General features: G+C 69.5%; 24 protein-coding genes and 2 tRNA genes. 7 read left to right on the top strand and 19 right to left on the bottom strand.

Features of this window, described 5'->3' with window-relative positions:
• Positions 1-292: 292 nt before the first annotated feature.
• Positions 293-1,504 carry a DNA cytosine methyltransferase gene (locus ACQPZF_RS01155; RefSeq protein ID WP_433267323.1) on the bottom strand — a complete coding sequence of 404 codons (1,212 nt, stop codon included), beginning with the start codon at positions 1,502-1,504 and terminating at the stop codon, positions 293-295.
• A gap of 114 nt (positions 1,505-1,618) precedes the next feature.
• Between ACQPZF_RS01155 and ACQPZF_RS01150 the strand changes: the two genes are divergently transcribed.
• The gene (locus ACQPZF_RS01150; protein ID WP_433267321.1) at positions 1,619-2,365 is read left to right on the top strand and encodes a hypothetical protein; all 747 of its coding nucleotides are present in this window, start codon (positions 1,619-1,621) and stop codon (positions 2,363-2,365) included.
• Between the two features lie 107 nt (positions 2,366-2,472).
• Here the strand turns inward: ACQPZF_RS01150 and ACQPZF_RS01145 are convergent, their stop codons facing one another.
• Both ACQPZF_RS01145 and ACQPZF_RS01140 read right to left on the bottom strand, forming a co-directional pair.
• Complete coding sequence (locus ACQPZF_RS01145; protein WP_433267319.1) at positions 2,473-3,903, bottom strand: hypothetical protein; 1,431 nt, start codon at positions 3,901-3,903, stop codon at positions 2,473-2,475.
• 149 nt (positions 3,904-4,052) lie between these two features.
• Positions 4,053-4,265 (bottom strand): hypothetical protein, encoded by a 213-nt coding sequence (locus ACQPZF_RS01140; RefSeq protein WP_433267318.1) that lies wholly within the window; start codon positions 4,263-4,265, stop codon positions 4,053-4,055.
• Positions 4,266-4,382: 117 nt separating this feature from the next.
• Here ACQPZF_RS01140 and ACQPZF_RS01135 point away from each other — a divergent pair, with 117 nt between their 5' ends.
• The gene (locus ACQPZF_RS01135) at positions 4,383-5,225 is read left to right on the top strand and encodes an NAD-dependent epimerase/dehydratase family protein (protein ID WP_433267317.1); all 843 of its coding nucleotides are present in this window, start codon (positions 4,383-4,385) and stop codon (positions 5,223-5,225) included.
• A 3-nt stretch (positions 5,226-5,228) separates the two neighbouring features.
• Here the strand turns inward: ACQPZF_RS01135 and ACQPZF_RS01130 are convergent, their stop codons facing one another.
• The gene (locus tag ACQPZF_RS01130) at positions 5,229-6,128 is read right to left on the bottom strand and encodes a ribonuclease Z (protein WP_433267315.1); all 900 of its coding nucleotides are present in this window, start codon (positions 6,126-6,128) and stop codon (positions 5,229-5,231) included.
• A gap of 17 nt (positions 6,129-6,145) precedes the next feature.
• On the opposite strand from ACQPZF_RS01130, the gene ACQPZF_RS01125 reads away from it, so the two are divergent.
• Positions 6,146-6,958: a serine hydrolase domain-containing protein gene (locus tag ACQPZF_RS01125; protein WP_433267313.1), complete on the top strand. Its 813-nt coding sequence runs from the start codon at positions 6,146-6,148 to the stop codon at positions 6,956-6,958.
• 22 nt (positions 6,959-6,980) lie between these two features.
• On the opposite strand, the gene ACQPZF_RS01120 is transcribed toward ACQPZF_RS01125, so the two are convergent.
• Genes ACQPZF_RS01120 through ACQPZF_RS01110 form a run of 3 tightly spaced genes read right to left on the bottom strand, consistent with a single transcriptional unit; the run spans position 6,981 to position 8,600 of the window.
• Complete coding sequence (locus tag ACQPZF_RS01120; protein ID WP_433267311.1) at positions 6,981-7,949, bottom strand: NAD(P)-dependent alcohol dehydrogenase; 969 nt, start codon at positions 7,947-7,949, stop codon at positions 6,981-6,983.
• A complete protein-coding gene (locus tag ACQPZF_RS01115; protein WP_433267309.1) occupies positions 7,946-8,176 on the bottom strand; it encodes a helix-turn-helix transcriptional regulator in 231 nt (76 codons plus the stop codon). Before ACQPZF_RS01115 ends, ACQPZF_RS01120 begins: the two co-directional genes overlap by 4 nt.
• A 4-nt stretch (positions 8,177-8,180) precedes the next feature.
• Positions 8,181-8,600: a hypothetical protein gene (locus ACQPZF_RS01110; RefSeq protein WP_433267307.1), complete on the bottom strand. Its 420-nt coding sequence runs from the start codon at positions 8,598-8,600 to the stop codon at positions 8,181-8,183.
• A 281-nt stretch (positions 8,601-8,881) separates the two neighbouring features.
• On the opposite strand from ACQPZF_RS01110, the gene ACQPZF_RS01105 reads away from it, so the two are divergent.
• Both ACQPZF_RS01105 and ACQPZF_RS01100 read left to right on the top strand, forming a co-directional pair.
• Positions 8,882-9,973, top strand: coding sequence for a patatin-like phospholipase family protein (locus tag ACQPZF_RS01105; RefSeq protein ID WP_433267305.1), 1,092 nt, complete (start codon positions 8,882-8,884; stop codon positions 9,971-9,973).
• A complete protein-coding gene (locus ACQPZF_RS01100; RefSeq protein WP_433267303.1) occupies positions 9,970-12,408 on the top strand; it encodes a protein kinase domain-containing protein in 2,439 nt (812 codons plus the stop codon). The genes ACQPZF_RS01105 and ACQPZF_RS01100 overlap by 4 nt, the downstream gene beginning before the upstream one ends.
• A gap of 39 nt (positions 12,409-12,447) precedes the next feature.
• Here the strand turns inward: ACQPZF_RS01100 and ACQPZF_RS01095 are convergent, their stop codons facing one another.
• From ACQPZF_RS01095 to ACQPZF_RS01080, 4 genes are all read right to left on the bottom strand, one after another.
• Entirely contained in the window at positions 12,448-13,083 is a 636-nt protein-coding gene (locus tag ACQPZF_RS01095) for a class I SAM-dependent DNA methyltransferase (RefSeq protein ID WP_433267301.1), read from the bottom strand.
• Positions 13,084-13,150: 67 nt separating this feature from the next.
• Positions 13,151-14,353 carry a serine hydrolase domain-containing protein gene (locus tag ACQPZF_RS01090; RefSeq protein ID WP_433267299.1) on the bottom strand — a complete coding sequence of 401 codons (1,203 nt, stop codon included), beginning with the start codon at positions 14,351-14,353 and terminating at the stop codon, positions 13,151-13,153.
• Positions 14,354-14,971: 618 nt separating this feature from the next.
• A complete protein-coding gene (locus tag ACQPZF_RS01085) occupies positions 14,972-15,205 on the bottom strand; it encodes a hypothetical protein (protein ID WP_433267297.1) in 234 nt (77 codons plus the stop codon).
• Positions 15,206-15,214: 9 nt separating this feature from the next.
• Positions 15,215-16,303: a RelA/SpoT domain-containing protein gene (locus ACQPZF_RS01080; RefSeq protein ID WP_433267295.1), complete on the bottom strand. Its 1,089-nt coding sequence runs from the start codon at positions 16,301-16,303 to the stop codon at positions 15,215-15,217.
• A 445-nt stretch (positions 16,304-16,748) separates the two neighbouring features.
• Here ACQPZF_RS01080 and ACQPZF_RS01075 point away from each other — a divergent pair, with 445 nt between their 5' ends.
• Positions 16,749-17,036, top strand: a complete 288-nt coding sequence (locus tag ACQPZF_RS01075; RefSeq protein WP_433267293.1) for a hypothetical protein — start codon at positions 16,749-16,751, stop codon at positions 17,034-17,036.
• 68 nt (positions 17,037-17,104) lie between these two features.
• Here ACQPZF_RS01075 and ACQPZF_RS01070 read toward each other — a convergent pair.
• From ACQPZF_RS01070 to ACQPZF_RS01040, 7 genes are all read right to left on the bottom strand, one after another.
• A tRNA-Arg gene (locus ACQPZF_RS01070) sits at positions 17,105-17,177 on the bottom strand.
• Positions 17,178-17,216: 39 nt separating this feature from the next.
• A tRNA-Ser gene (locus tag ACQPZF_RS01065) sits at positions 17,217-17,306 on the bottom strand.
• 152 nt (positions 17,307-17,458) lie between these two features.
• A complete protein-coding gene (locus tag ACQPZF_RS01060; protein ID WP_433267291.1) occupies positions 17,459-19,429 on the bottom strand; it encodes an acetoacetate--CoA ligase in 1,971 nt (656 codons plus the stop codon).
• A 220-nt stretch (positions 19,430-19,649) separates the two neighbouring features.
• Entirely contained in the window at positions 19,650-20,414 is a 765-nt protein-coding gene (locus ACQPZF_RS01055) for an ESX secretion-associated protein EspG (RefSeq protein ID WP_433267289.1), read from the bottom strand.
• Complete coding sequence (locus tag ACQPZF_RS01050) at positions 20,411-21,826, bottom strand: hypothetical protein (protein ID WP_433267287.1); 1,416 nt, start codon at positions 21,824-21,826, stop codon at positions 20,411-20,413. The genes ACQPZF_RS01055 and ACQPZF_RS01050 overlap by 4 nt, the downstream gene beginning before the upstream one ends.
• Positions 21,823-22,485, bottom strand: a complete 663-nt coding sequence (locus ACQPZF_RS01045; protein ID WP_433267285.1) for a hypothetical protein — start codon at positions 22,483-22,485, stop codon at positions 21,823-21,825. Before ACQPZF_RS01045 ends, ACQPZF_RS01050 begins: the two co-directional genes overlap by 4 nt.
• A 147-nt stretch (positions 22,486-22,632) precedes the next feature.
• Positions 22,633-23,316 (bottom strand): dienelactone hydrolase family protein, encoded by a 684-nt coding sequence (locus ACQPZF_RS01040; RefSeq protein WP_433267284.1) that lies wholly within the window; start codon positions 23,314-23,316, stop codon positions 22,633-22,635.
• Positions 23,317-23,434: 118 nt separating this feature from the next.
• On the opposite strand from ACQPZF_RS01040, the gene hisC reads away from it, so the two are divergent.
• Positions 23,435-24,502: a histidinol-phosphate transaminase gene (gene hisC / locus ACQPZF_RS01035; RefSeq protein WP_433267282.1), complete on the top strand. Its 1,068-nt coding sequence runs from the start codon at positions 23,435-23,437 to the stop codon at positions 24,500-24,502.
• Between the two features lie 4 nt (positions 24,503-24,506).
• Here hisC and ACQPZF_RS01030 read toward each other — a convergent pair whose 3' ends face one another.
• Positions 24,507-25,256, bottom strand: coding sequence for a sulfite exporter TauE/SafE family protein (locus ACQPZF_RS01030; protein ID WP_433267280.1), 750 nt, complete (start codon positions 25,254-25,256; stop codon positions 24,507-24,509).
• Between the last annotated feature and the right edge of the window lies 1 nt (position 25,257).

The following is a 25,257-nucleotide window of genomic DNA, read 5'->3' as shown; positions in this document are numbered from 1 at the left end:
CGACAGGAATCGGCGGAACACTATCCGATCGCGTCCCCACCGGACGGCGACGGGGTAACAACGGGCAGAGAACCGCCTTGATCAGGTAGAACACGCTCGTATCGTCCACATGGGACGATCAAGACCTGGCCAACCCGCACCGCGCGGACCGCCGAATGGCCGTTTCGATGGTCGCCGAAAGGGCTCAACCGCGCGAACCCGAAACACATCACCGCAGGTCAGAGCGAGTACGTCACAAGGACCGTCGCACCCGCGTCCGCAAACCGACGCCACACCGTTGCGGAATAGAGATCTAGGCTACAAGATCGGCCGCCGCCACCGGCCGGATGTCGCCCACCCGCAGCGACGTCCCCGGCAGGCACAGGTCCTTCGCCGTCGGCGGCTGACCGGAGAGGATCCACTTGCACAGGGCCGCGAGCTGGTACGACACCAACGGCGGCACGGCGTCGCCCAGGTGCCGGTAGGCGTTGCCGATGATCGACACGTCGAACCGGAACTTCCGTGGGAACCCCTGGAGCAGCGCCATCTCCCGGACCGTGCACAGCCGGTGCTGCTCCGGATGGGCGTACCGGCCGTTGCCGACGTGCCCGCACTCGCGCTTGATGGTCCGCGCCGGCTCGTCCCACCACATCCGCCCGTAGACGTCCGGGTGCGAGCCCCACTTGCCGTCGTCGATGATCTTGCGCTGCGCCGGGTTCAGCAGCGGCTCCGCCGGCGACCCGACGAGGTCGCCCCACGACCCGCCGTCCGCCGGGATGGCCCGCATCCGGTCCAGCGACCGGCCCCGCCGGAACGACGGCGACACGTGCATCGGGTCCTCGGGGTCGGACTCGCCCGCCACCACGAACGGCAGCTTGCCGATGGCCCGCCGCACCGTCACGGCCGCCGGCCGCACCTCCCAGCCCGCCCACAGGTCGTCCATGGTCCGCAGCGGCACGCCGGCGTCGACCGCGACCACCACCGCGCGCTCCCGTAGCTGCGGCAGCCCGAACCGGGACAGCATGTGCGACGAGGCGTCCACCTCGTACCCGAGTTCGACGAGCTGGTCGACCAGCCCGTCGAGGTGGTGCCGCTGCTTGCCCTTCACCAGCTCGCGGGCGTTCTCCAGCAGCATGACCCGGGGCCGCAGCTCGGCCACGTACGCGGCGACCCGCCCGACCAGCGAGTTGCGCGGGTCGTCCCGCAGGTGGTTGGCGGCGGTGATCCGGGTGAACCCCGAGCACGGCGGGCACGCCACCAGCACGTCCAGCTCGCCCCGCCGGAGCCCCCACACCTCGCGCAGCACCGCCGGGTCGAGCCGGCCCAGGTCCACCTGGAGCGGGTCGACGCCGATGTTGTCCCGGTAGGTCCCGTTGCAGCGCAACGATCCCAGCCGTGACGACGGCTTGCCGACCTGCGCGTCCGCCGCGCCCACCACGGCGAAGTCCCGGTGCGCTTGGAACCCCAGGCTCATGCCGCCCGCGCCGGAGAACAGGTCGACGACCTTGTAGGAGGGTCCACGCACGCAGTGATCGTACGAGGTCGCGCCGGCAGGCCGAGACCGGCCACGACACGCCTCCGGCAAGTCACGCCGCGCCGTGCCGCCGTTGCGCCGCGCACATCACGTAGCTTCCCCCGCATGGAGCTGCCACCCGCCTGGCAACGGCCGGATCCGTTGCGCGGACTGGAGAAGGTGCCCTGGACCGAGCTGTCCCGCGGCGCGGGCGTGGACGACCTCCTGCGCGCCACCGCGGCAGGCGACCCGGACGCGTGCGGCCGGCTCGAACGACGCCTGCTGGACGAGGACACGGTGTCCGAGGCGAGCGTCCACGCCGTGCCGTTCCTGGTGGAGCTGGGCGCGAACTACAAGGTCCCCGGCGCGTCCCGGGACCGGGTGATCTTCCTGCTCGCCGCGATGGCGTTGGCGGGCGCGGGCTTCACCGACGACGGCAGGCGCACCCGCCGGCACTGGAACCCGTTGCGCCGCGAACTGCCCCGCTTCGCGCCGGACTGGATCACCCAGGCCCGGTACGCGGTGGCCAAGGGCGCGCCGAAGGTGTTCGACGCGCTGGGCGGCGCGGAGGTGGCCTGCTCGATGGCGCTGGCGATCGCCGTGCCCGAGGTCGCGCCCAAGCACATCCTGGACGTGGCGCAGGGCATCGCGTTCGCGGGCGCCCACCCCCAGCCGCTGGTGGAGGCCGCGTGCGTGGCGCTGCACCTGCTGCTGGGCGAGGGCGTCGACGACGGGTGGGTGCGGACCATCGCGCAGGGCGACCCGGAGCTGGCGCACGCCTACGACAACGGCGGCTACCCGGCCCACCAGCCTCCCGCGGTGACAGCTCAGCGGATGGGCTACCGGTTCGCCTTCCAGGCCGCGTACGGCTGACCAACCAGGGCGGTGACCAGGCCCGGCGAGGTCAGGCGGTGGCGCACCCGACCGGATCAGAACTGTGGCGCGCCCGGCCGGATCACGGCGTGGCGCGCCCGCCCGGATCAGGCGGTGACCGCGTCGAGTTCCACCACGGGGGCCACGGCGGCCTCGTCCTCGACCGGCACGGCGGGCTCCAGCGGGCCCAGGGCCGTCTGCCACTCCTGGTCCGCCAGCGCGAACGCCGCCACCGTCAACCCCACCACCGGACGCCCCGGCGGCAGTTGGTCGGCGACGAAGTCCAGTTCCAGCCGCGCGCCCAACGGCGAGGGCCGCAGCCGCAGCGAGGCGTGCGGGACCTCGTCGGCGTGCGCGAACCGGCACGACCACTCGGTGAACACGATCGGGCGTTCCACCGTCTCGGTCGGGTTGACCGCCCGGACGTTCGCGCCGACCGACCCGTGCCGGTAGTCGTCCGCCGCCGCGACCAGCAGCTCCTCGAACTCGATGGACGACACCCCCAGGTCGTGCCCGGCGACCAGGGCCACCTGAGCCAGGGCCAAGGGGAGCTGCGGGAGCGCGTCCTCGAAGCACACCATCGCGCCGCCGTAGCGGGTGTTGATCTCGGTGGGCAGGAAGCCCTCGGCGGTGGCGATGCCGTCCAGCGTGAACGTGCCCCGGTAGTCGACGGTCTCGCGCAGCCGCTCGCCGACCCGGCGGGCCAGGTTGCGCATCTCCTCGCGGATCCGGGTGGGCGGGTCGTAGTAGGACGCGCAGCCCGCGTACAGGAACCGGGCCTGGTCCTGGCGGCGCGGCACGACCATCTCGACCGGGCGCAGCACGGCGGTGCCGTCCGGGAACACGATGCCGTGCACGCTCACCGGAATCCCTTCCAGGAACGGCATGACGCGCACGAAGTCGCACTTGGGCCGCAGCACCTCGAACGCGGCCAGCGCCTCCTGCCGGTCGCGGACGCGCCGCACGAAGTTCGCGCCGCCGTTGATCGCCGGCCCGTCGCCGGACCACACGACGCCCGCGCCCCGGTCGAGGTGGAGCGTGGCGTCCCACAGGCCGTCGAAGTCCAGGTCCAGCACCACGGCCGGGGCGCGCGGCGCGGACAGCTCGTCCCACAGCGCGTCGATCGTGGTCTTGTTCTCCAGTTCCACCCATTCGGGGCGGCGCGCGTTGAGCACCGGCCGGCCCGCGAACTCGGGGGTGTGCAGGTACGGCGTGCTGATCACCAGCGCCTCGCCGGCCGGGTCGAAGTCCGCCAGGGCTTCCCGCACGCGGCGGTTGGGCGAGGTGAGCAGCCTGGTGAGCCGGTTCTGCTCGACCGCGACGAACCCGCCGGCGATGCCCAGCGTCACCCAGCGGGCGACTTCGGAGTCGTGCAGCGGCGCGTGGTCGTCCGTCGACAGCACGAGCGTGTGGCGGGCGCCGAGCTGGTGCAGCTCACCGGCGCGCGTACTCAGCCGGGTGCCGCCCGCGAGCACGACCAGCCGGTCGCCGAAGAACGTGCCGAGGCGCTCTTGGAGCGCGGAAAGGACATGATCCATCGCCGAGAACTCGCTTTATGAGAAGCAGACGAGACAACCGGCGAGCGCCGGTGTGACGCACTGTAGAGGCATCCGCGGGGATCGGCCTAGCACGGTCCGGCAACGACCGGATGAAACTTGGCGGCGGTGGTGGAGCCCACCGCCGGAGGTCATCGGGCGGCGTCGCGGAGCACCTGGTCGACCTGGGTCAGGAAGGCGCGCCGGGAGTTGGTCTGGGGAAACGGCAGGGTGAGGCCCAACAGCGTGTCGTCCAGCGATGGTGGTGCGGCGGCGACGATCGCCGCGGCGGTCTCCAGGAAGCGTTGCCGCTTGGCCTCCTGGACGGCGTAGTCCGCAAGTACGCCCTCGATGCTCGTGTGCATGACTGGATGGGGGTAACTCACTTGGGTTGTATCGGCCGGCCACGTCAACACCTTTAGGGCCAATTTCGACCGGACTGGTGTCAGGGGTCGGGAAGGTCCCGTGCTGGGATGGCGGCCATGCGCGTTCTGGTCACGGGCACCCGCGGTTACCTGGGACGCGACGTCGTCCGCCAAATCGACGCGGCGGGCCACGAGGTGATCCCGTTCACGGGCGACATCCGAACGGCGGACATCCCGTCAGCCGATGGCGTGATCCATTTGGCCGCCTTGGCGAGGGTGCGGGAATCGTTCAACGATCCCCTCGCCTACTACGACGTGAATGTCACGGGCACCCTCCGCCTGCTCGCGGCGACACCGCCGCGCTTCGTCCTGGCGTCCACCGCGGGCGTGTACGGCACGCCCCGGTCGCACGTGCTCGCCGAGGACCACCCGCGGACGCCGACGAACCCTTACGCGGCCTCGAAAGCAGCCGCCGAGGACGCCCTGGCGTGGACCGCCCGGTCCGGTTCCGTCGCGGCGGCGACCCTGCGCCTGTTCAACCTCGCCGGCGGCGGGGACCGGGACGACACCCGGGTGATCACCAGGGCGTGCGGGGTGGCGGCGGGCAGGCTGCCGTCGATGGACGTCTACGGCGACGGGACGGCGGTGCGCGACTTCGTGCACGTCCGGGACGCCGCACGGGCTTTCGTGGTGGCCCTGGAAACGTGCGAGCCGGGCAGGCACGAGGCCTACAACGTCGGCGCGACCCCGACGTGCGTGGCGGACGTGCTGGCGGCCGTGCACCGGGTCACGGGCCGCCCGGTCACCGTCAACCGGAAACCGGCCCACCCCGGCGAAACGAGGGAACTGCGCGCCGACACCGCCAAACTCCGAAACCTGGGCTGGCGGCCACAAGAGTCGTCCCTGGACTCCCTGATCCGCTCGCAGTGGGAGGCCGAAGGTCCACACCGGACCGCCTAGGCGTCAACCCGCTTCGGCGGATCGCCGCTTCGGCACCGCAATCCGGTCCAGATCGGCCGCCACCACGATCTCCCCGGAGAACACCTCCGCCGCCTCCGCGTAGAACAACCCCGGATCCGAATAGCGCTGCGAGAAGTGCGTGAGCACCAGCTTGCGCACCCCGCACTCGGCCGCCACCCGAGCGGCCTGCGCGGCAGTCAGGTGGCCGTGCTCGACCGCCAGCCGTTCATCGACGTGCAGATATGTCGACTCGATGACGAGCAGATCGGCCCCGTCGGCCAGCTCGAACACGCCGTCGCACAGCCGCGTGTCCATGACGAACGCGAACCGCTGACCGGGCCGCGGCACGCTCACCTCGTCCAGCAGCGGCGGCGTCAGCTCGCGGATCGCCGGGCCGTGGATGCCGCGCGCCGCCAGCCGTTCGGGGATCATCCGGCGGCCGTCGGGTTCCACCAGCCGGTAGCCGTAGGTCTCCAGCGAGTGGTCGAGCCGGCGGGCCTCCAGGACGCCGAACGGCCCCGCCGCGACCGGACCCGGCCCCGTCACGGGCGCTTCCCGCAGGTCCACCGTGTCGTAGAACGAGCTGGCGTGCCGCAGCCTGGCGAAGAAGTGCGCGCCCGACGCCGGGTAGTGGGCGTGCACGGGATGCGGGGCGCGGTCGAGTGACAGGCGCTGCACGACGCCGGGCACGCCGAGGCAGTGGTCGCCGTGGAAGTGGGTAAGGCAGATCCGGGTGACGTCCCGCGCGGCGACGCCGGCCAGCAGCAACTGCCGTTGCGCCCCGTCGCCGGGGTCGAACAGGAAGCCCTCGTCGTCCCAGCGCAGCAGGTAGCCGTTGTGGTTGCGGGTGCGGGTGGGCACCTGGCTCGCGGTGCCGAGCACGACCAGCTCACGGGGGGACACATGGCAGAGTTTGCGGCATGGAGAGTCTGCGCGCGGTGTCCCGCTGGCCGGTCGAGACGGCGGCCACGGCCGTGATCGACGCGGAGGGGCGCGTCCCGGGCACGTTCGGGCCGGTGGACCACCGGTTCCGGCTGGCGTCGGTGACCAAGCTGCTGACCGCGTACGCGGTGCTGGTGGCGGTGGAGGAGGGCGCGGTCGAGTGGGACCAGCCGGCCGGGCCGGAGGGCGCCACGCTGCGGCACCTGATCGCGCACGCGTCGGGGCTGGCGTTCGACTCGGCGGACGTGCAGGCCGCGCCGGGGACGAAGCGGATCTACTCGAACACGGGCTTCGAGGTGATGGCGGACGCCGTGGCGGCGGCGACCGACATCCCGTTCGCGGACTACCTGGCGGAGGCGGTGTTCTCCCCACTGGGCATGTCGTCGTCCACCCTGGACGGTTCGCCGGCGGCGGGCGCCACCTCCACCGTGACCGACCTGGCCCGGTTCGCGGCGGAGGTGCAGGCCCCGAAGCTCGTGTCGGCGGCGTTGGCGGCGGAGGCGACCACCGTGGTGTTCCCCGGCCTGCGCGGCGTGCTGCCCGGCTACGGCTTGCAGCGGGCGAACGACTGGGGCCTGGGCTTCGAGATCAAGGCGGCCAAGTCGCCGCACTGGACGGGTTCGGCCAGCTCGGCCGGGACGTTCGGGCACTTCGGGCAGAGCGGCACGTTCCTGTGGTTCGACCCGGAGGCCGGCGTGGCGTGCGTGGCGCTGACCGACCGCCGGTTCGGCGAGTGGGCGGTCGAGGCGTGGCCGGCGTTCACCGACGGGGTGCTGGCCGAGCTGTCCTAGGTCGTGCCATCGGGGTGCCGGCCTAGATCGTGACGACGGCGTGCCCGCGGACCCGGCCGGCCCGCACGTCCTCGATCGCCTCGGCCACCTGGTCGAGCGCGTAGGTCCGCCCGAGAACCGGGGTGACCTCGCCGGACTCCACGAGTCCCCGCAGCGTCACCAGGTCGTCGTGCCGGTCCTTGTGCACCAGCGGACGGGCCTTGATCCCGAGGAACGGCGCGGCCACCATCCCCCGCAGCCACCGGTCGAGCCCCATGAACAGCCGACCACCCGTGCCGCCGACGAGCACCAGCGTGCCGCCCTTCTTCATCACCCGCGCGCAGTCCCGGACAGCGGGATTGCCGTAGATGTCGATCACGACGTCGAACCGCTCGCCGATGTCCCGGAAAGCCACGGCCCGGTAGTCGACGACCTCGTCCGCGCCGATCGACCGCACCAGATCCGCCTTCTCCGCCCCGCAGATCCCGGTGACCTCGGCCCCCAACACCTTGGCGAACTGCACGGCATACGTCCCGACCCCACCGGACGCCCCCGAGACCAGCACTTTCCGTCCCGGCCCGACCCGCCCGAGATCCCGCACCGCCTGCAACGCCGTGAATGCCGCGATAGGCCCCGCCGCGGCCACCTCCATCGGCACATTGCGGGGCTTGACCGCCAATTGCCCCGCAGGCACGGACACATATTCGGCGAACGAGCCGCCACACCACCCGAACACCTCGTCGCCGACCGCCAGCGATTCCACCCCGCCGCCCAAGGCCTCCACGGTGCCCGCCAACTCCAGCCCGAAGTACCGATTGGCCGGTCTTCGCAACCCGGTCACCAACCGTGCGGCATAAGGCAATCCGCGCACTAGATGCCAATCCGTCCCGCTGACCGGCACCGCGCGGACCCTGACCAGCACCTCCCCTTCGCCCACCTCGGGCGGCTCGACCTCACGGACCGCCAACACGTCGTCCGCCATCCCGTACTGCTCATGGACAAGCGCCTTCACGACGACTCCTCGTCATCCGGGTACTGGAACACGTCCCCGAGCGGCACACCGAACACCCGGGCGATCTGGAACGCCATCTCCAACGACGGCGAGTACTTCCCCTGCTCGATGGCGATGATCGTCTGCCGGGTCACGCCGACCCGGGCGGCCAACTCGGCCTGCGTCATCTCGTCCCGCGCGAACCGCAGCGCGCGGATGGAATTCGTGATCCTGGTCGACTTGCCCATCCGCTCAGAACCCCCGCCGGTAGGCGACCAGCTTGACCGCGGCCCCGACCACCGCGGCCACCGTGAACACCGCGTACATGGCGTTGGCGATCCAGAAATGCCGGACTTCCGCCATGGTCAGCGCGAACGGCGCCACCATGCCCACCATCGCGACGAGGCCCCCGACGTACTCGCCGCGCCGGTCGATCTCCCTGTCCCGCACGTCACCCCGCTGCGAGTCACTGGGCTTGGCGATCTCGAACGCGATCCGCCCGACCACCGACAGCACGATCGAGGTGCCGATGGTCCACAGCATGAGGGGCACGTAGGAGACGTCCGCCAACGCCCCGCCAACGCCGCGCCCGAGCAGCAGCACCAGGTAGGCCGCGTAGGTCACCAGCGTCACCGCCAGGTAGACCCACACCCCCTTCTCCTCGTACGACATCGCTCCCCCTGCCCTCGTGTAAAGCAAACTTGACACCGGCAGTGTCAACCAGAGCGGACACGATGTCAAGCTTCCTTGACATCGTGGGCTGAAGCCGATCTTGAAGACGGGGCCGCACGAGCGCTCGGACGACGACCCCGATAATCCATATTGAAGACAGTCCGCACAATTGCGGAAAGATTGGCCGATCCGATATGCCATTCGGTGAACGTGAGTACGAACCATTGGGTGATCCGCTACCTTGGCCACGTTGCCGCATCCTTAGGAGAGGTTGTCGCCACATGTCACGGCCCAATGACCGCCTCCAACGCGCGTTTCCGCTGCTGGGACCGCGTCGGCTGGAATCGACCCGTTCGGCGGCCGACCTGCCCTGGTCGCCGGAGCACCCGGTGCGCCAGGTGCTGCGGGCCCGCCGCGCCGCCGGCAGCAAGCCGGGCGCCCGGGACGACGGGTTCAAGGTCGGGTTGGCGGTCGAGGGAGGCGGGCTGCGCGGGGTCGTCTCGGGCGCGATGCTCACCGCCCTGGAGGACCTCGGGTACGCGGACGCGTTCGATGACGTCTACGCCTGCTCGTCCGGTGCGGTCAACGGCGCCTACTTCATCACCAGGCGGACCTGGTTCCCGTTGTCCATCTACTTCGACGACCTGACCACCGGCGTGTTCCTCGACTTCCGCCGGGTATTGCGTCGCGAAGGGCCGATGAACCTCGAATACGTCTTCGAGGAAGTGCTCGCCCGGCGCAAACCGCTCGACTACGCCGGAATCATCGCGGCCCGGCAACGGCTGCACATCATGGTCACCGACGTCGATGAGCTGAAAACACTCGACGTGAGCGATTTCCGGTCTCCGGAGGACCTGCGGGAGGCGTTGCAGGCCAGCACGTGGCTGCCCTTGGCCATCAAGGGCACGACCACCTTCCGGGGCAACCGGGCGGTCGACGGCGGAGTGCTGCGCTTCCACCCGTTCCGCGCCGCCGTGGTGGACGGGTGCACGCACGTCCTCTCGCTGAGCACCCGGCCCATCGCGCCGCCGCGGACGCGGATGTCGTGGATGAACCGACTGGTGGCGCGGCACCTGGAGAAGATGCGCCCCGGCCTGGGCGTCGGCTTCCTGGCGTCGGCGACGGAATACCTCACCGAGGACCGGCCCTATCTGGACCGCAGCCGGTTCCACCCGCAGGACAATCCCGCCGTCATGGACCTGGCGCCGCTGTCCGACACCCCCGAGGTGAAAAGGCACGAAGTCGACCGGGGCAAACTCCTGGACGGCGCGCGTTCGGCGTACCGGTTGACCCACCGGGTGTTCGAGGGCGAGGACGCGCTGGTGGTGCCGAGGCTCACGGTGTACCCGCCCCGTGAGGAGACTCCCTCGTGAGTGACGTGGTCACCGTCGGCGCGATCGACACGGAGTCGTTGCGCCAGGTCTTCAAGGACGTCATGGCGCTCGACCTCCAGTCGTCCGACACGCCGCGGCTGCGTCACATCCGCGAACTGTGCCCCGGCGTCGCGCATTGGCGGCGGCTGCTGTCCTCCATCCCACTGGACAAGCTGTCCTTCCAACTCGACGTCGGCGTCCAACGCGCCGATGCGGTCAAGGCGCTGTCCCGCTGGTGCCGGCAGTTCAAGACGAGCCGCATCGGCGGCCACACCAAACGCGAAGCCGAGACGCACGGATTCCTGTCGGTCCTGCTGATCACCCTCATCACGATGGAGGGCGAGAGCCAGGCCGCCCACGCCGACTCGACCACGGAAAACCGGGGGCCGCGGGGACACGACTGCGAAGGCCTGTGCGGAGAGCTGATCAACGACGCTTCCGTGCGGTCGGCGCTGCTCGACCTCTACGCGCCGACCGCCGACGAGTGCCCGCCCGGCGATCCGATCGCCGAGGAGTGGAACCGCGTCCGGGGTTCGGCGTTCGAATTCCACCGGCACGGGTCGACGTCGTTCATCCTCCGCGGCCTGCCCAGGCAGTCGTCCGGCCGGCGCATCAGATTCGCCCTGAAATGCGTGCTGTTCCCCTATTCGAACATCCCGGTGATCGCGGCGAAGACCCGGACGTACGCGATCGACCACAACTCGCTCGACGTCGAGGGCCGCCAGGTCCAGCACATGGTGCAGGTGTGGGCCAGCACCAGCCACTGGATCCTGATGGACTTCGCCGACGGCATCACCCTCGCGGAGGAGATCGAGCGCATCAAGGGCGATTCGGCCACGCCGGTGGTGAGCTGGCGGCGGAAACGGGTCGTCTCACCGGCGGGCAACGTCCGGCTGGACATGATCCGCAAGATCGGCCTGCCCCTGCTGACCGCGCTCAGTGAGCTGCACGCGCGCAAGAAGCGGCATGAAGACCTCTCCCCGACCAACGTCATCGTGCGGCGGCGCGACCCCGGCCAGGATGGTCGCGAATACGACGTCACGTTCATCGACTTCGGCCGGAACTACCTCTACAGCGGAGCCTTGGCGGGCACGGAGGGCACGCAGGGGGCATTCGTCGCGCCGGAAGTGCGCAGCAACGCCGACGACGTCACCAAAGCCGACGTGTATTCACTCGGCCGCATCCTGATCGCGCTGGGCGACGTCGGCATGAACCGGGACGGCACCATTCCCGACCGCTTCTACGGCCAGGCGCCGCTGATCGCACGGCTGATCGAAGACCTCATCGACGAACGCCCCGAACGCCGGCTGATGGTCTTCGAGGTGGCCGCGGACCACCCGGACGTCTACCGCCTGCTCCGCCAGGTGCTGGAGCAGGAACTCGACGTGACGCAGGCGGGTCTGGTGGAGGACCCGCTCGTCCGCGCCCACGCGATCCCGTACGACCGGCACACCGTGCTGGAAACGGTGCGCACGCTGGTACCGCCGTCCCGCGAGCCGAAGAGAAGGCGCCGGATCTACCGCCTGCGCAAAGAACAAGGCGTGTTGCCGGATTCCCGCCGGTCGATGCACGCACGCTGGCTGCTGATCTTCTCGGTGCTCTCGTCGCTCAACTTCATCGTCACCGCCACCGTGTGCGTCTACTGGTTCCTGCGCGACGTGGGAATCGACGTGCTGGGCCCGGCCGACCAGATAGTCCTGCGCCTGATCGGCGCGAAACCGGACTTCATCCCGCTGATCGACGACCTGCGCCGACCTGGTTACAACCTCGGCGAGGTGTCGGAAAACCTGCCCGCCCGGATCATCGGCCTGAGTTTCGCACTGGCCGGCGCCCGCTATTACCAGAACATCCTCAGCGGTCTGACGACGAGGGTGACCGACTCCATTGCGATGTCCGGCGCACCGCTGCGCGTGGGGACCGAACTGGCGATCAGGACAATGGCCATCTGGCCGTCGTGGCTGATCCTGGCGGTGAACCTGGTGGAAGTCCGCTGGTGGCCGATCGCCACCGCGATCGGCTACACCGGCGTCCTGTTCGCCAACGTCCTCAGTTCGAGGTACGCCACCAAGTACCTCGAACTCGCCAGGCAGAAGGGTCTCAGCACGGTGCCACCCGAGCACCAGACGATCACCGGCCTGGACGGCTACCGCCAATGGGGCCCGACGATCGGTTTCTACAGCGCCACCGTGTGGGTTTTCGCAATACTCATCTACACCGAGGTGCTCCACGACACGTTCATCTACGTCGTGGCCGTCGCACTGGTCAACATCGGCCTCTTCTACATCATCAAGACCGGCATCAACGCGCTCGACGTCCGCACCGGCCTCAACCGCTGCTTCCTGGCCGCGGAACGCCTGCGCTACGAGGCGGAAGCCACCAGGGCCCCGCTCATCCCCCAACCCCGACCGCGGCTGGTGCTGGCGAACCCCGACTAGGCGCGGTGGAAAGACCGCGGTGGAAAGGCACCGCTGCGGTCAGCGCGCGAAGAGGACTCCCCCGGAGCGCTTCTCGTCCGGGTCGAGGAGCACCTGGGCTTCGACCGTGAAGCCGGCATCGCGCAGCCAGGCCGCCACCCGGTCGAGCGGGCGGTGGTAGACGTGCACCTTCATCGGGTGGCCGCCGTAGCCCTCCGTCTTCAGGTGGGACGCGTCGCCCTCGTGGAAGCCGATCATCAGTGGCCCCCCGGCCCGCAGCGCCCGCCGGAAGTGCGCGAAGACCCCGGGCAGCTCGTGGTCGGGGATGTGGATCACCGACCAGAACGCGAGCAGCCCGGCGACCGAGGCGTCGGCGAGGTCCAGGTCCGTCATGGACCCCACCTCGAACCGCGGGCCAGGGTGCTCACGCCGGGCCAAGTCGATCATCCCGGGCGAAAGGTCGATCCCGAAGGCGTCGACACCCAGCTCCCGCAGGTGGGCGGTGATGTGCCCCGGCCCGCAACCCACGTCCGCCACCGGCCCACCGCCGGCGGCGCGGACGAGGTCGGCGAACAACGCCAGAACCCCACGTAGATAAGGCAACCCGCCAAGAGCCTCACGCGTCAGGTCGGCATAACTGGCCGCAACCGTGTCGTATGAGTCGCGAATGTCTGTCAACCAACCATCGGCAGCCATACCGACAGACGGTAGCCGGGGTGGGGCCCGAGTTGATCGACCCCACCCCGCATGTCCGGGAACGTGATCAGCGACCCGTGCCGCACAACGCCACGGTCGCGAGCTTCTGGTACGCCGCGTTGAACTTCGTGCGCACCGCCGGATCGCCGGAGTCCATGGCGCCGTGCGTCACCGAGAACTCGACCCGCTTGCCGCGGTCTGCCGTGCTGTACATGTACGTCGTCGCACTCTGAGTGCCCCCGGTGTGGCCCTGGCCCGTGCAACCCGGACCGAACTCGGTCTGGAAGAGCCCGAGACCGATCCGGTTGCCATCGCCCGTCGGCACCCACTTGCGCATCTCGGCCAGCAGCGAGGGGGCCAGGAGCCTGCCGCCGAGCAGCGCGGAGATGAACGTGTCGAGGTCCCGCGTGGTGGAGATCATCTCCCCGGCGGCGCCGGCCCAGGACGGGTTCATCCGGGTCACGTCGACGACCTTCAACTCGCCGCCGTGCCGGTACCCGAAGTAGCTGTGGGCGTGCGGCCCGGGAATCCCCGTCCGAGTACCCGGCAGACTGGTGCCGCGCAACCCGAGCGGTTTCACAATCCGCCGCTCGACCTGGGTGGCGTACCCGGTGCCGGTGACCTTCTCGATCAACAGCCCGAGCAACGCGTAGTTGGTGTTGGAATAGGAGTACCGCGCGCCCGGCGCGAACCGGGCGGGCTTGGCCAACGCGAACCGGACCAGCTCGTCGGTGCGGTAGGTGCGGAACATGTTGTCGACGTAATCCTGACCCCACATGGGAATCCCGGGGTCCGACGTGCCATCGGGCCGGACGTCGCCGGTGTAGTTGAACAGACCACTGGTGTGCTGCAACAACATCCGAACCGTGACCCGCCGATCGAGACCGTACCGAGGCAGGTGCCGGTCGACAGGATCGTCCAACCCGACGCGGCCCTCACCGACCAACTGCAACACAACGGTGGCAACAAACGACTTGGTAACACTACCCACCCGAAACCGCCCGTCGGCCGACGGCTTCACAGACCGACGCAACTCCGCAACTCCAGCACTACCAGCCCACTCCCCACGCCGATCACTGACCCGCACCACCACCCCAGCAGCCCCGGCCGCAACCATCTCGTCCATCGCCTGCCGCACTCCCGCAGGCTCCCGCTCGGCGTGCACGGCATCCGCCTGCTCCGACGAAGCAACCGCACCCTGCACAGTGATCCCGGTCAACAACGCGGTCGCCACAACCACGCCGCCAATCCGTAGCAAACTCGTTCTCATCCAGTCCGTTCCTCGGCTCAATGTCCCCCGACCTCCGGGGCTCGCGTCCACGTCGTCACGTGATGGCTTTGGCGAGTACTCGCTGTGCTCGACGCTAGAGGCGGCGCCGGACCAACAGAATCGCGCCAGCTCCCGTTCCGAGGTGGTGCTGGCGCTACCTTTTCGGGCCGGCCTGAGCTGCACTCGGCTGTCCGATCCGGATCAAAATGCTCTCTGCAGGTCACGATGCGGCCCTGGCACGCCACCACCGGCGAAGCCCTGGACCGACCTGACGCAACACGGGTTTCGCGATGACCTTCGCGGGACGGTTTCATCAACGTGGGGGAAACGTGCAGACAGACACACAGCGGGGCGCGTGGTTGATGCTCGCCGTCGGGGACTACCGGACGAGCCGCAGCAATGACGGCTACGACGACGCGCCAGCGGCCCACTACAACTGGGACAGCTCGGTCCCGAATCACCAGCTACCACAAGCGAGCGACGTGATCGCACTGTGGGGACAAGAAGATTCTGCTGGGTGCCTCGGTGATCGAGAAGGTCGTCATCGGCGAGGAGGAGAAGGTCCTCCACCGCTGCCCGCACTGCGATCCCTGTCGTCCCCAGGGTCGAACTACGAGCTTAAGCCGACTGCTCGGCGAGCTCCTGCAGACTGAAGAAGTAGCGGGAGTGGGTGCGTACCAGGTCAGCGTCCGTACGAGCGGCAAGGACGACGACCTCGATGTTGCCTTCCTGGCCTCGGTACCTGCGCTCAGCCCTGAAGCGTGCCCGCAGCGCGTCCCGGCGCTGGGTGAACGGCTCCCGAGAGAGCAGTCGTCCGGCGGCGCGGTCGTAGATGACGAGCGTGTAGGTCACCTAGGTAGGCTACCCTCCGGGACGCTCATCGGCTACGGCTTGCTGGAGAGAGGCCTCCACCTGGGATTCTGCGAATGCTAGAACGATTTCCTCTATCTTCTCGGGTGGCAAGTCGAGATTCAATGACTCGACTACGGTTCGCGCGCGCCCTTTGGCATCGGCAACGAGTTGTTGGTGAATTTTCTCGTAGATTGCCCGGCTCCGCTTTTCGCGCTCGATGACTCGGTCGATGGCTTCACTGTACTTGTCAAAAATCTTCCTGTACTTACTCTTCGCCTCTTTCGTCTGTTCAAGAATCTCATGTGCGCTTTGCTCTGCACCTTCCCGCCTCATGACTTCCCTGAGTTCTGCGGGGTGGTGTGATATTGTTACCATTCTTTCAACCCAGTCAACGGCCTCAGACATGTCCTGTGCAACATCGACAATTCGATCGGCAATGGTAAGACGCTCTTCAACCCAGTCAGCCAGTCCTGCATTGTTTTCGGTCAGCGGACGGGGATGACCGGTTGACGCGCGAGCTGCCAATGGCAAGATTCCGCCGGAACGGTCTGCGGGCACCTCTCCATATCGGATCTCCCTCCCGATCGCATCAGCAACCTTCTCGAATAGGTTTGCCCACCAGTGCTGAAGAGTTGTTCGTACCTGGATTTCGACGGGTATCTTGCCAATGTATACGACTATATGCACTGCGCGATAACCCTGTCGAGGATTCTCCCTTCGGTCAATGATTTTGGGGGGCTTTCTACCCTCCGCTTCAAATAGCGCCTCAATTCTTTTGACGAGCAGGTCCTGTTCGATCAGATCGAGTTCGGCAACTACCCTAGCCCCCGCTAGGTCCTGGATTTTGGAAAGCGAGCTACCGCCGTGCCTCAGAAGCTTTTCCAGGATGGTGCCGGTGTTCTTCAGGCGAGAAGTCGTGCTGACGCCTAGCGAATCTTCGAGCTTTTGGGTGACGTAGCTAAGAGCTTCGTCGTATGCTCCGAGTAGTTCGTGGAGCTGTTCGAGGTGCTCGTCGGCCGGCGGGGTTTGCGCAAGAAGATTTCGCCCCAGCCGCTCGACTTTCGAGCGGCTGGTCCAAAAGCCCTCATCGAGATCCACAGGCTGGATTGTGCCACACCGCGTCCGGTGCTCGGTCGATTTGTACCGAGCGCAACCCTGGCGGGTTGCTGCACGGTGCACGCCACTGCCCACCGGCGGGTCAGGGTGCGAAAGCCGGGCCCTTGGCCCTTGCCGTGCGAACACGGAGACAGGGCGCGCGGCCCCCGACACGGGCCGCCTTGACGAAGAAGGGAAACCCTAAACATGCCTGTCATGCCCACTACGGCCTTCCCGATCTCCGCAGATCGCTCGGCGATCCAGGATTAGCGTTCCGCTGCGTTAAGCAGGGCTCCCCAACCGAAGAAGGCCATAATCCCGCTCAACACTCGCCACCACCACGAGATCCAACCCAGGAAGCAAATACCAACGACGGCGAGGGCCCAGAAGCAGGAGTACGACCCCGGTCTATCGGTATCCCACAGGCGTTGGGCTGCTGGTGCTGAACGTGCCGCTCCGGGTCATCGCCGACGTGATGGGCTGGTCGCCTGGTTCGGCGGCACAGATGGCCGGTCGGTACATGCACGTGCCGGACGCGATCCGGGAGAGCATCGCGCGCCAGGTGGGTGGACTGCTGTGGACCGAGGGTGCCGACGACGCGTCGGACCTGACCGAAGAACACCGGGCCGCCATCCGGCAGCTCGCGGAGGCGTTGCCGTCACGCTGGAGTGAACGCCTGGCCGAGGTCTTCCCCGACGACGCGGGCGGTACAGCGGGGGTGCCGGTGTCCGCCTGAAAGGGGTGAATGAGACCCGATTTGAGACCAAGAGGCCCGGTACCTACTGGTACCGGGCCGCTGACCTGCGCGCTCGGCAGGATTCGAACCTGCAACCTTCTGATCCGTAGTCAGATGCTCTATCCGTTGAGCTACGAGCGCATCGATATTCAGTTGTCACCAGGCCAAAGCCAGGTGTTGCGGAGGCTCCGGGATTTGAACCCGGGATGGGCGATAAACCCAAACCGCATTAGCAGTGCGGCGCCATAGACCAGACTAGGCGAAGCCTCCCGGAGCCCTCGGCTACGACGCATAGGTTACACAGGTCGGCGGCCGGCTGGCAAAACACCCCCCTCCTACCCCTGTCCGTGCTGGTCAGAGGTAGTGCGGAGGGCGTTCACCAGGGGTTCAGGGCGGTGTCTTGTGGTGTACGTCTCGTGGATCTACGGGATCAGGGTCAGGAACGGGGTCAGGGCTTCCGGGTTGCGTAGGGCGTCTCGGCTCACTGCCTGGTCCGGTGGGGTGCCTGCCAGGATCTTCTTGACCGGGACCTCGCACTTCTTTCCGTTCAGGGTCCTCGGGATCTCGTCCACCGCCACGAAGCGGTCCGGCACGTGGCGGGGGCTCAGGTTCGTGCGCAGTTCCGACTTCAGCCTCGGCTCTACGTCCGGCAGGGTCACGCCGTCTTCCAGGACCAGGAAGCACAGCAGTTCGCCGTCTGTCCGGCCCGCGCCCGACGTGTCGATCACCAGCGAGTCCACGACGCCGGGCAGGCCTTCCACCACCCGGTAGAACTCGCTGGTTCCCATGCGCACGCCGCCTCGGTTCAGGGTCGAGTCGCTGCGGCCGTAGATGACCGCCGAACCCCGCTCCGTGACACGGATCCAGTCGCCGTGCCGCCACACGCCCGGGAACGTGTCGAAGTACGCCTCGTGCAGGCGTGAGCCGTCCTGGTCGCCCCAGAAGTAGACCGGCATCGACGGCATCGGCTCGGTGATCACCAGTTCGCCCACCTCGTCGACCATCGGCTCACCGGCCGGGGAGTACGCGTGGATGGCTGCGCCCAGGGCTCGGCAGGACAGTTCGCCCAGCCACACCGGCAGGTCGGGGGACGCCGCCACGAACGCCGTGCACAGGTCCGTGCCGCCCGACACCGACGCGATCTGCACGTCACGGCCGATGGCGTCGGCGATCCAACGAAAGCCCTCGGGCGTCAGGGGCGCGCCCGTCGAGCCGACCACGCGCAGCGCCGTCAGGTCGTAGCGGGCGGCCGGTTGGAGGTCTTCCTTCAGGCACGACTGGATGTACGGGGCGGACGTGCCGAAGTACGTCACCCGGTGTTGTTCGGCCAGGTGCCACAGCACCGACAAGTCCGGGTGGGCCGGGCTGCCGTCGTACAGCACGATCGTGGTGCCCACCAGGAGGCCGGACACCAGGAAGTTCCACATCATCCAGCCGGTGGTGGTGAACCAGAAGAACCTGTCGCCCGGCCCCAGATCGCTGTGCAGCGCCAGCATCTTCAGGTGCTCCAGCACGATCCCGCCGTGGCCCTGCACGATGCCCTTCGGCAACCCGGTCGTGCCCGACGAGTACAGCACCCACAGCGGGTGGTCGAACGGGACCGGTTCGAAGGTCAGGTCGGCGTCCGCGAAGTCCCTCAGCAGCGCGTCCCACTCGACCACGCCGGGCAGGGTGCCGCCCAGGTAGTCGATCAGCACCGTGGCGCGCAGCGACGGGATCGCCGTCCGCAGCCGCTCCACGGTCGGCCGCACGTCGAACCCGCGCCCGTTGTACCGGTAGCCGTCCACGGCGATGAGCACCGTCGGCTCGATCTGGGTGAACCGGTCCGCGACGGCCCGCGTGCCGAAGTCCGGCGAGCACGACGACCACACCGCGCCCAGGGACGCCGTCGCCAGGAACGCGATCAGCGCCTCCGGCGAGTTCGGCGCCAGCGCCACCACCCGGTCGCCGCGCCCCACCCCGAGCGACACCAGGCCCGCGCGCACGGCGGCGACGCGGCGGCGCAGATCGGCGTAGGTGAGCTGGGACGACCGGCCGTCCTCGCGGTGGAAGATCACCGCCAGGTCGTCGGTGTCGCGGCGGAGCGCGTGCTCGGCGTAGTTCAGCGTCGCTCCGGGGAACCACTCCGCCCCCGGCATCACGCGCTCGGTCAGCACCGCCGTCGGCTCCTGGTGGAACGCCACCTCGAAGAACTCGGCGATCGCGCCCCAGAACGCCTCCACCTCGGTCACCGACCACGTCCAGAGAGCCGGGTAGTCGGCGAACTCCAGGCCCTTCTCGGTGGACAGCCAGGTGCGGAACGCGGCCATGCGGCTGTTCGCGACCCGATCGGGGTCCGGACGCCACAGCAGCTCTGCCTCGCCGGCGGCGGCGCCGGCCTGCATGTCGGTCATACCCCAGTTCCTAGCTCATCGGAGCGCACGGAACCACAGTCGTCATCCACACACCGGGCCAAGACCGGCCGGCGGCGACCACCACAGGACCGGGAACGGCTGGTTGCGGCCTGCGCCAGCGACGATTTCCCCACCACGGCTGGGTGCGGCCCGCGCCCACGCGGATTTCCCAACCATCGCTGAGTGCGGCCCCGCGCCCGCGAGGTTTTCCCTACCGCGGCTAATTGCGGCCCGCGCCGGCCAGGATCTCCTCCACCGCCGATGTCAGCCGTTGCGCGTCGGTCGGCGCGACCACCAGCCACGACTCGTTCCGCCGCACCAAATACCGGCCCTCGGCCGTGTCCAGCCACGAGATCGCCGCGCCGGTCGGGTGCAGGTAGCCGGCGCGGTTGCGGGCGATCACGCCCACCTGGCCGCCGCCACTGCGGCTGGTCACGGCGCGCATCAGGGTGTTCGCCTCGGGTTCGCGCATCCCGACCCCGCGCAGCACGTCGAGGAAGCCCTCGGTGCCCTCCGCGACGCCGGCCTCGCCCGCCGCCAGGTAGTCGTCCCACCGCACGTTCACCGAACGGCCGCTGCCGGGCGGCGCGGGCGGCAGGGTGGCCACCGTCCGGGCCGCCAGCGCCGTCGGGCGGAAGCCGGTCACCTGGACCTGGTCGCCGACGCGGCCCGCGAACGCGCCGTGCCACGCCGCGGTGGCCAGGCCGCGGGCCTGTTCGCCGTTGCGGGTGAACACGACTTCCAGGCCGATCTCGAACTCGGCCAGGCCGCGCAGGACGCCGTACAACTCCTCGTCGGGCCGCTGCACGGTGCCCAGGCCGCGCGCGAACAGGTCGCGGGACGCGGTCTCGACCAGCCGCGCCCGTTCCTGCTGGGTGTGTCCGTAGTGCCGGGTGCCGAGCGGGACCGGGTGGGCGTCGCGGTGGACCGCCTGCCAGAGCAGGAAGAACTCCAGTGCGCTGAGCCGGAAGACTCGTTCGGTCACAGGCCGATCACCGGCGGTGCGGCCTTGCGGTCGACGCCGAACACATTGTCGTCGTCCTCCAGGTACCCGGGCCGGTTGCGCTCGTTCGCGCCGCCGCCCTGGGCAGCCGCGACGGGCGGTGGCGCGGCGATCGGCGCGGCGCCGATCATGCCCGACTGCGGCGTCACCGACTTCGGCGACTGGAACTGGCTGGTCACACTGCCTGCTGCGGACGCACGGCCGTCGGAGCCCAGGGCGCCGTTGATCGAGCCGGGGGTGCCCAGCGGCGCGGAGCCGCCACCGCCGCCACCGCCGGACGCGCCGATCGGCACGGGCCTGCCGCCACGGCCGGGCAGGAAGCCGCCGCGACCACCACCGGCGCCACCGCCGCCACGGCCGCCCTGCTGCGGGTTCGTGGTGCCGCGGTCGCCGGGCTGGTTCGGGTTGTTGGACACCACGACCGGACCGCCGTCACCGACCGGCGGCGTGCCGGGACCGAGCCCGGAACCGGGCGGCGCCACCACGACGGGCGGCGGCGGGGGCGGCGCGACCGGGTTGGTCGGCGGGCTGAACGACGGCACGGTGCGGTCGACGGCGTACGAGTTCTGCTGGAACATCGCCATCACCTCGGCCGCCTGCCGGTGCGTGGCGTCGGCCGTGAGGACCTTGTCGACGACCGGCGCGGACACCGCGTCCAAGCCGGTGAACGGGCTGGTGCGCGCGGCCGGGTTCGTCGCGGCGCGGAGGCTGTCCGCCGACACCGGGTCGAACCGCTCGTACGCGCCATCGACCATCAGCCGCTGCCCCGCCGCGGGCGACTGCAACTCGGGCTGGGTCCTCAGCGGCGTGCGGACGTCCGGCTGCGGCTGCGCGACCACCGGCCCGCCGGCGCCCGACGCGACCGGCTCCACGACCGGCGGCGCGGGGCTCGGTGCGGGCATCATCTCGCGCGCGGTCTGCACGTGCTCGATCTCGTCGGCGATGCACTTGGCGACGTTCTCGGCGTGGTCGCTGGTGTTCAGCGCCCACTTCTCCACCGAGACCAGCGCTTCCCGCGCCAGGTCGGCGGTCTCGCCCGCCCACGCCTGCTGGGACTGCGAGATCGCCTTCGCCAGGAGCCCCTGCACCTCACCGAGCGCCTTGCCCACGGCGGCCCAGTCGGCCTGCGCGGAACCGGCCGCCTTCAGGTCGACGCCGGTGTGCACCATGTCGTAGAGGGCCTGGTGGGAGAACGCCATCCAGTCGACCTTCTGGCCGAGGTCGCTGGGCGGCGGCTCGTTGCCGTGGCCGCCATGACCGCTGCCGTGACCGCCCTGACCACCATGACCGTAGCCGCCGCCGTGGCCCTGACCGTTGTGGCCCTGGCCCTGGCCGCCGTGGCCTTGGCCGCCGTGGCCCTGCCCCTGGCCACCGCCGTACCTGTTGTCGCTCACGGGCCCTTGACCTCCCCCTCGGCCGAGTTGAAGGCCTCCGCCGCGTCGTCGTCGGCCTCTTCGAGGTTGCGCGCCGCGTCGCGGATGGTCTCCTCGACCTCGAACAGCACCTGCATGAAGTCGCCGATCACGTTGACCGCCGACGCGTCGTTGCCCACGGCCACCTCGCGCAGCCGCCTGCTGATCGCCTCGCCGACCCAGTTCTTGCCGAACTGCAGCTCGACGTCCAGGTCGTTGACCGCCTTGGTGTGCACGTTGTCGACCAGGTTCCGCGCCTGCGCGATGAGCGTGACCAGGTCGCGCACCGCCTGCTTGTCCAGGTCGAGCTGCACGTTCCGCTTGTCCACCGCGTCCAGCGCGGTGGTGGCCTTCTGGAGGTCGGCCTGCGCGACGCTGGCGAAGTTCGGCGTGCCCGCCGTCCCGGTGATCACCTGCGTCGACGACGGGTCGGGCGCCGGGCCCGCGTTCACGACGCCGGTGGTCACGGCGTCCGCGGTCGGCACGGGCGCCACCGGGGGAGCGAACGGAGACGCGGCCGGTGTCAGCCCCGCCAGCACGTCGGGCGTGATCACTTGCGTGGTCGAGGTGTCGGCCGGCACCGGAGGTGGTGCGGACACCGGTGCGGCCTGTGTCAGTGGAACGGTGTTGCCGTCGCTCATCATTACCCCCTGCACTGCGGTCTTCGCCGCAGCCGCGCCGCGCGTTACCCAGCAACGTCCGCATCGGCGTTCCCGGACGCTTCCCTTAGATGTACCGGGTGGGCGGTCCGGTTCCAAGCCGCTGTAAAGACTCTTGAGGTGAACCTTTTACCGAAGGTGCGAGTCGAACCAGTTCAACGCCCGCTGCCACGCCTCCGCGCTGGCCTCCGGCGTCGTGTCGAAGCGGTGGCTGGTGTGCCGGAAGCGGACCACGTCGGTCGCCACCGGGGCCGCCGCGGCGGCGTCGCGGAGCTTTTCCACGTCGCTGAACGGGATCTTGTCGTCGTCGTCGCCGTAGAGCCCCAGCCACGGGCAGGTGAGTTCCTCGGCCACCTCCACCAGCGACGGGAGCCCGTCGGACAGCGGCGCGAGGATGCCGCCGCCACCCACGGTGACCGCGGCGCCGATGCTTCGGCTTCCCGCAACCACCATCGCGACCGATCCGCCCAGGTCGAAGCCCATGACGCCGAGCCGGTCGGTGCTCACGCCGCGTTGTCCCAGCCACACGAACGCCACGTCGGTGTCCGCCAGCACGGATTCGCCGGACAGCTCGCTGACCCGTTCCGCCGCGTCCGCCGGCTCGTCCTCCGCCCCGTGGTAGAGGTGCGGCGCGACGGCCAGCCACCCCTCGCCGGCGAGCCCGCTCACCAGTCCGCGGACGGTGTCGGTCACGCCACGCGCCTCGTGCAGCACGACGAGGCCGCCGCGGACGACGTTCTCCGGCTCGGCCACGGTCAGCCGCAGGGTGCGGCCGTCGGTGAGGGAGAGCGTCTCGGTGCGGGTAGCAGTCATGGGGCAACCCTTCCACGTGGGGGTGAACACCAGTCAACGTGAGCAACCAGACGGCAGGTATGCCCCATCCGGGTCTTGAGCGGCTAACGTCCAGCTCAGAACCGGAAGGAGTCCTTGGATGACCGTGCGAACCCGCGCAGACCTCTCCGCGCTACCCAGTTACGTGCCCGGCAAAACCATCCCCGGCGCGATCAAGCTGGCGAGCAACGAGGTGTCCGCCGGACCGCTGCCCAGCGTGGTGCGGGCCATCGCGGACGCGGCCACCGCCGTGAACCGCTACCCCGACACCGCCGCCACCGACCTCGTGGCGCGCCTGGGCGACAAGCTCGGGATACCCACCGGGCAGCTAGCCGTGGGCTGCGGATCCGTGACGCTGTGCCAGCAGCTCGTGCAGGCGACCTGCACCGAGGCCGACGAGGTGGTGTTCGCGTGGCGCTCGTTCGAGGCCTACCCGATCATCAGCGCCGTGGTCGGCGCGGGCCAGACCCGCGTGCCGCTGACCGGGGGCCACGGGCTGGACCTGGCCGCGATGGCCGCCGCGATCACGCCGAAGACGCGCCTGGTCTTCGTGTGCAACCCGAACAACCCGACCGGCACGGCGTTGCGGCGGCAGGAGATCGAGCGGTTCATCGAGCAGGTGCCCGCGGAGACGCTGGTGGTCATCGACGAGGCGTACAAGGAGTTCGTGGACGACCCGGACGTGCCGGACGGCGTGGAGCTGGCCAAGGCGCAGTGGGCGGCGGGCCGGGACAACGTGGCGGTGCTGCGGACGTTCTCGAAGGCCTACGGGCTGGCCGGACTGCGGGTCGGGTACGCGGTGGGCTCGCCGGAGCTGGCCGAGACGCTGCGCAAGGTCTACGTGCCGTTCAGCGTGAACGCGCTGGCGCAGGCCGCCGCGATGGCGTCGCTGGACGCCGAGGACGAGCTGATGGCCCGATGCCGCGCGATCGTCGCCGAACGCGGCCGGGTGCGCGGTGAGCTGCTGGCCGCCGGGTACGAGGTGCCGGTGTCGCAGGCGAACTTCGTGTGGCTGCCGCTGGGCGGGCGCACGGCCGAGTTCAACGAGCACTGCCTGGCGCACAAGGTGGTCGTCCGGGCGTTCGTCGGCGACGGCGCGCGGGTGACCATCGGCGAGCCGGAGGAGAACGACGCCTTCCTGGCCGCCGCCCGCTCGTTCCGGCCCTAGCTCCTCACCGGGTCAGGATCTGCACGATGGCCACGGCTCCCACCAGCACGATCACCGCGCGCAGCACGGCGGGTGGGAGCCGGCGGCCGACCTTCGCGCCGAGCTGGCCGCCGATCACGGAGCCGACCGCGAGCGCCAGCACGGCGTCCCACGCCACGTCGGCGATGAAGATGAACAACACGCCCGCGATCAGGTTCACGAACGCGGTGAGCACGTTCTTCAGGGCGTTCGTGCGCTGGATGTGCTCGCTCATCAGCACACCCATCAGCCCCATCACCAGCACGCCCTGGGCGGCCCCGAAGTACCCGCCGTAGATGCCCGTGAGGAACACCCCGATCCACAGCGCGGCACCGCCGTGCTCGTGGCGTTCGCGCTCGGCGAGCTTGCGGTTGAGCCAGGGCTGGGCGATCACCAGGACGAGGGCGACCGCGATCAGCACCGGCACGATCGTGGCGAACGCGTCCTCCGGCAGCTTGATCAGCAGGACCGCGCCGACCACGCCGCCCAGCATCGACGCGGGCAGCAGCCGCTTGATCCGCGGGCCCTGCCCGACGAGCTCGCGCCGGTAGCCGATCGCGCCGCTGAACGAGCCGGACACCAGCCCCAGGCTGTTGGAGACGTTCGCGGTCACCGGCGGGAAGCCCACGGCCAGCAGCACCGGGAACGTCACCAGCGTCCCCGACCCGACCACGGTGTTGATGCCGCCCGCGAAGACCCCGGCGAGGACGACGAGGAGCACCTCCAGCGTCGTCACG

This window comes from Actinosynnema sp. CS-041913 (assembly GCF_050942485.1).
Lineage (GTDB): Bacteria > Actinomycetota > Actinomycetes > Mycobacteriales > Pseudonocardiaceae > Actinosynnema.
This window is presented reverse-complemented; position numbering and strand designations above follow the sequence as displayed.

Bases quoted from the DNA above. Each gene is read 5' to 3' on its own strand.
- ACQPZF_RS01125 (WP_433267313.1), top strand. From the start codon at position 6,146: ATGGAGAGTCTGCGCGCGGTGTCCCGCTGGCCGGTCGAGACGGCGGCC.
- ACQPZF_RS01145 (WP_433267319.1), bottom strand. From the start codon at position 3,903: ATGGATCATGTCCTTTCCGCGCTCCAAGAGCGCCTCGGCACGTTCTTC.
- ACQPZF_RS01105 (WP_433267305.1), top strand. From the start codon at position 8,882: ATGTCACGGCCCAATGACCGCCTCCAACGCGCGTTTCCGCTGCTGGGA.
- ACQPZF_RS01140 (WP_433267318.1), bottom strand. From the start codon at position 4,265: ATGCACACGAGCATCGAGGGCGTACTTGCGGACTACGCCGTCCAGGAG.
- ACQPZF_RS01045 (WP_433267285.1), bottom strand. From the start codon at position 22,485: ATGAGCGACGGCAACACCGTTCCACTGACACAGGCCGCACCGGTGTCC.
- ACQPZF_RS01115 (WP_433267309.1), bottom strand. From the start codon at position 8,176: ATGGGCAAGTCGACCAGGATCACGAATTCCATCCGCGCGCTGCGGTTC.
- ACQPZF_RS01110 (WP_433267307.1), bottom strand. From the start codon at position 8,600: ATGTCGTACGAGGAGAAGGGGGTGTGGGTCTACCTGGCGGTGACGCTG.
- ACQPZF_RS01040 (WP_433267284.1), bottom strand. From the start codon at position 23,316: ATGACTGCTACCCGCACCGAGACGCTCTCCCTCACCGACGGCCGCACC.
- ACQPZF_RS01135 (WP_433267317.1), top strand. From the start codon at position 4,383: ATGCGCGTTCTGGTCACGGGCACCCGCGGTTACCTGGGACGCGACGTC.
- ACQPZF_RS01090 (WP_433267299.1), bottom strand. From the start codon at position 14,353: ATGAGAACGAGTTTGCTACGGATTGGCGGCGTGGTTGTGGCGACCGCG.
- ACQPZF_RS01095 (WP_433267301.1), bottom strand. From the start codon at position 13,083: ATGGCTGCCGATGGTTGGTTGACAGACATTCGCGACTCATACGACACG.
- ACQPZF_RS01150 (WP_433267321.1), top strand. From the start codon at position 1,619: ATGGAGCTGCCACCCGCCTGGCAACGGCCGGATCCGTTGCGCGGACTG.
- ACQPZF_RS01060 (WP_433267291.1), bottom strand. From the start codon at position 19,429: ATGACCGACATGCAGGCCGGCGCCGCCGCCGGCGAGGCAGAGCTGCTG.
- hisC (WP_433267282.1), top strand. From the start codon at position 23,435: ATGACCGTGCGAACCCGCGCAGACCTCTCCGCGCTACCCAGTTACGTG.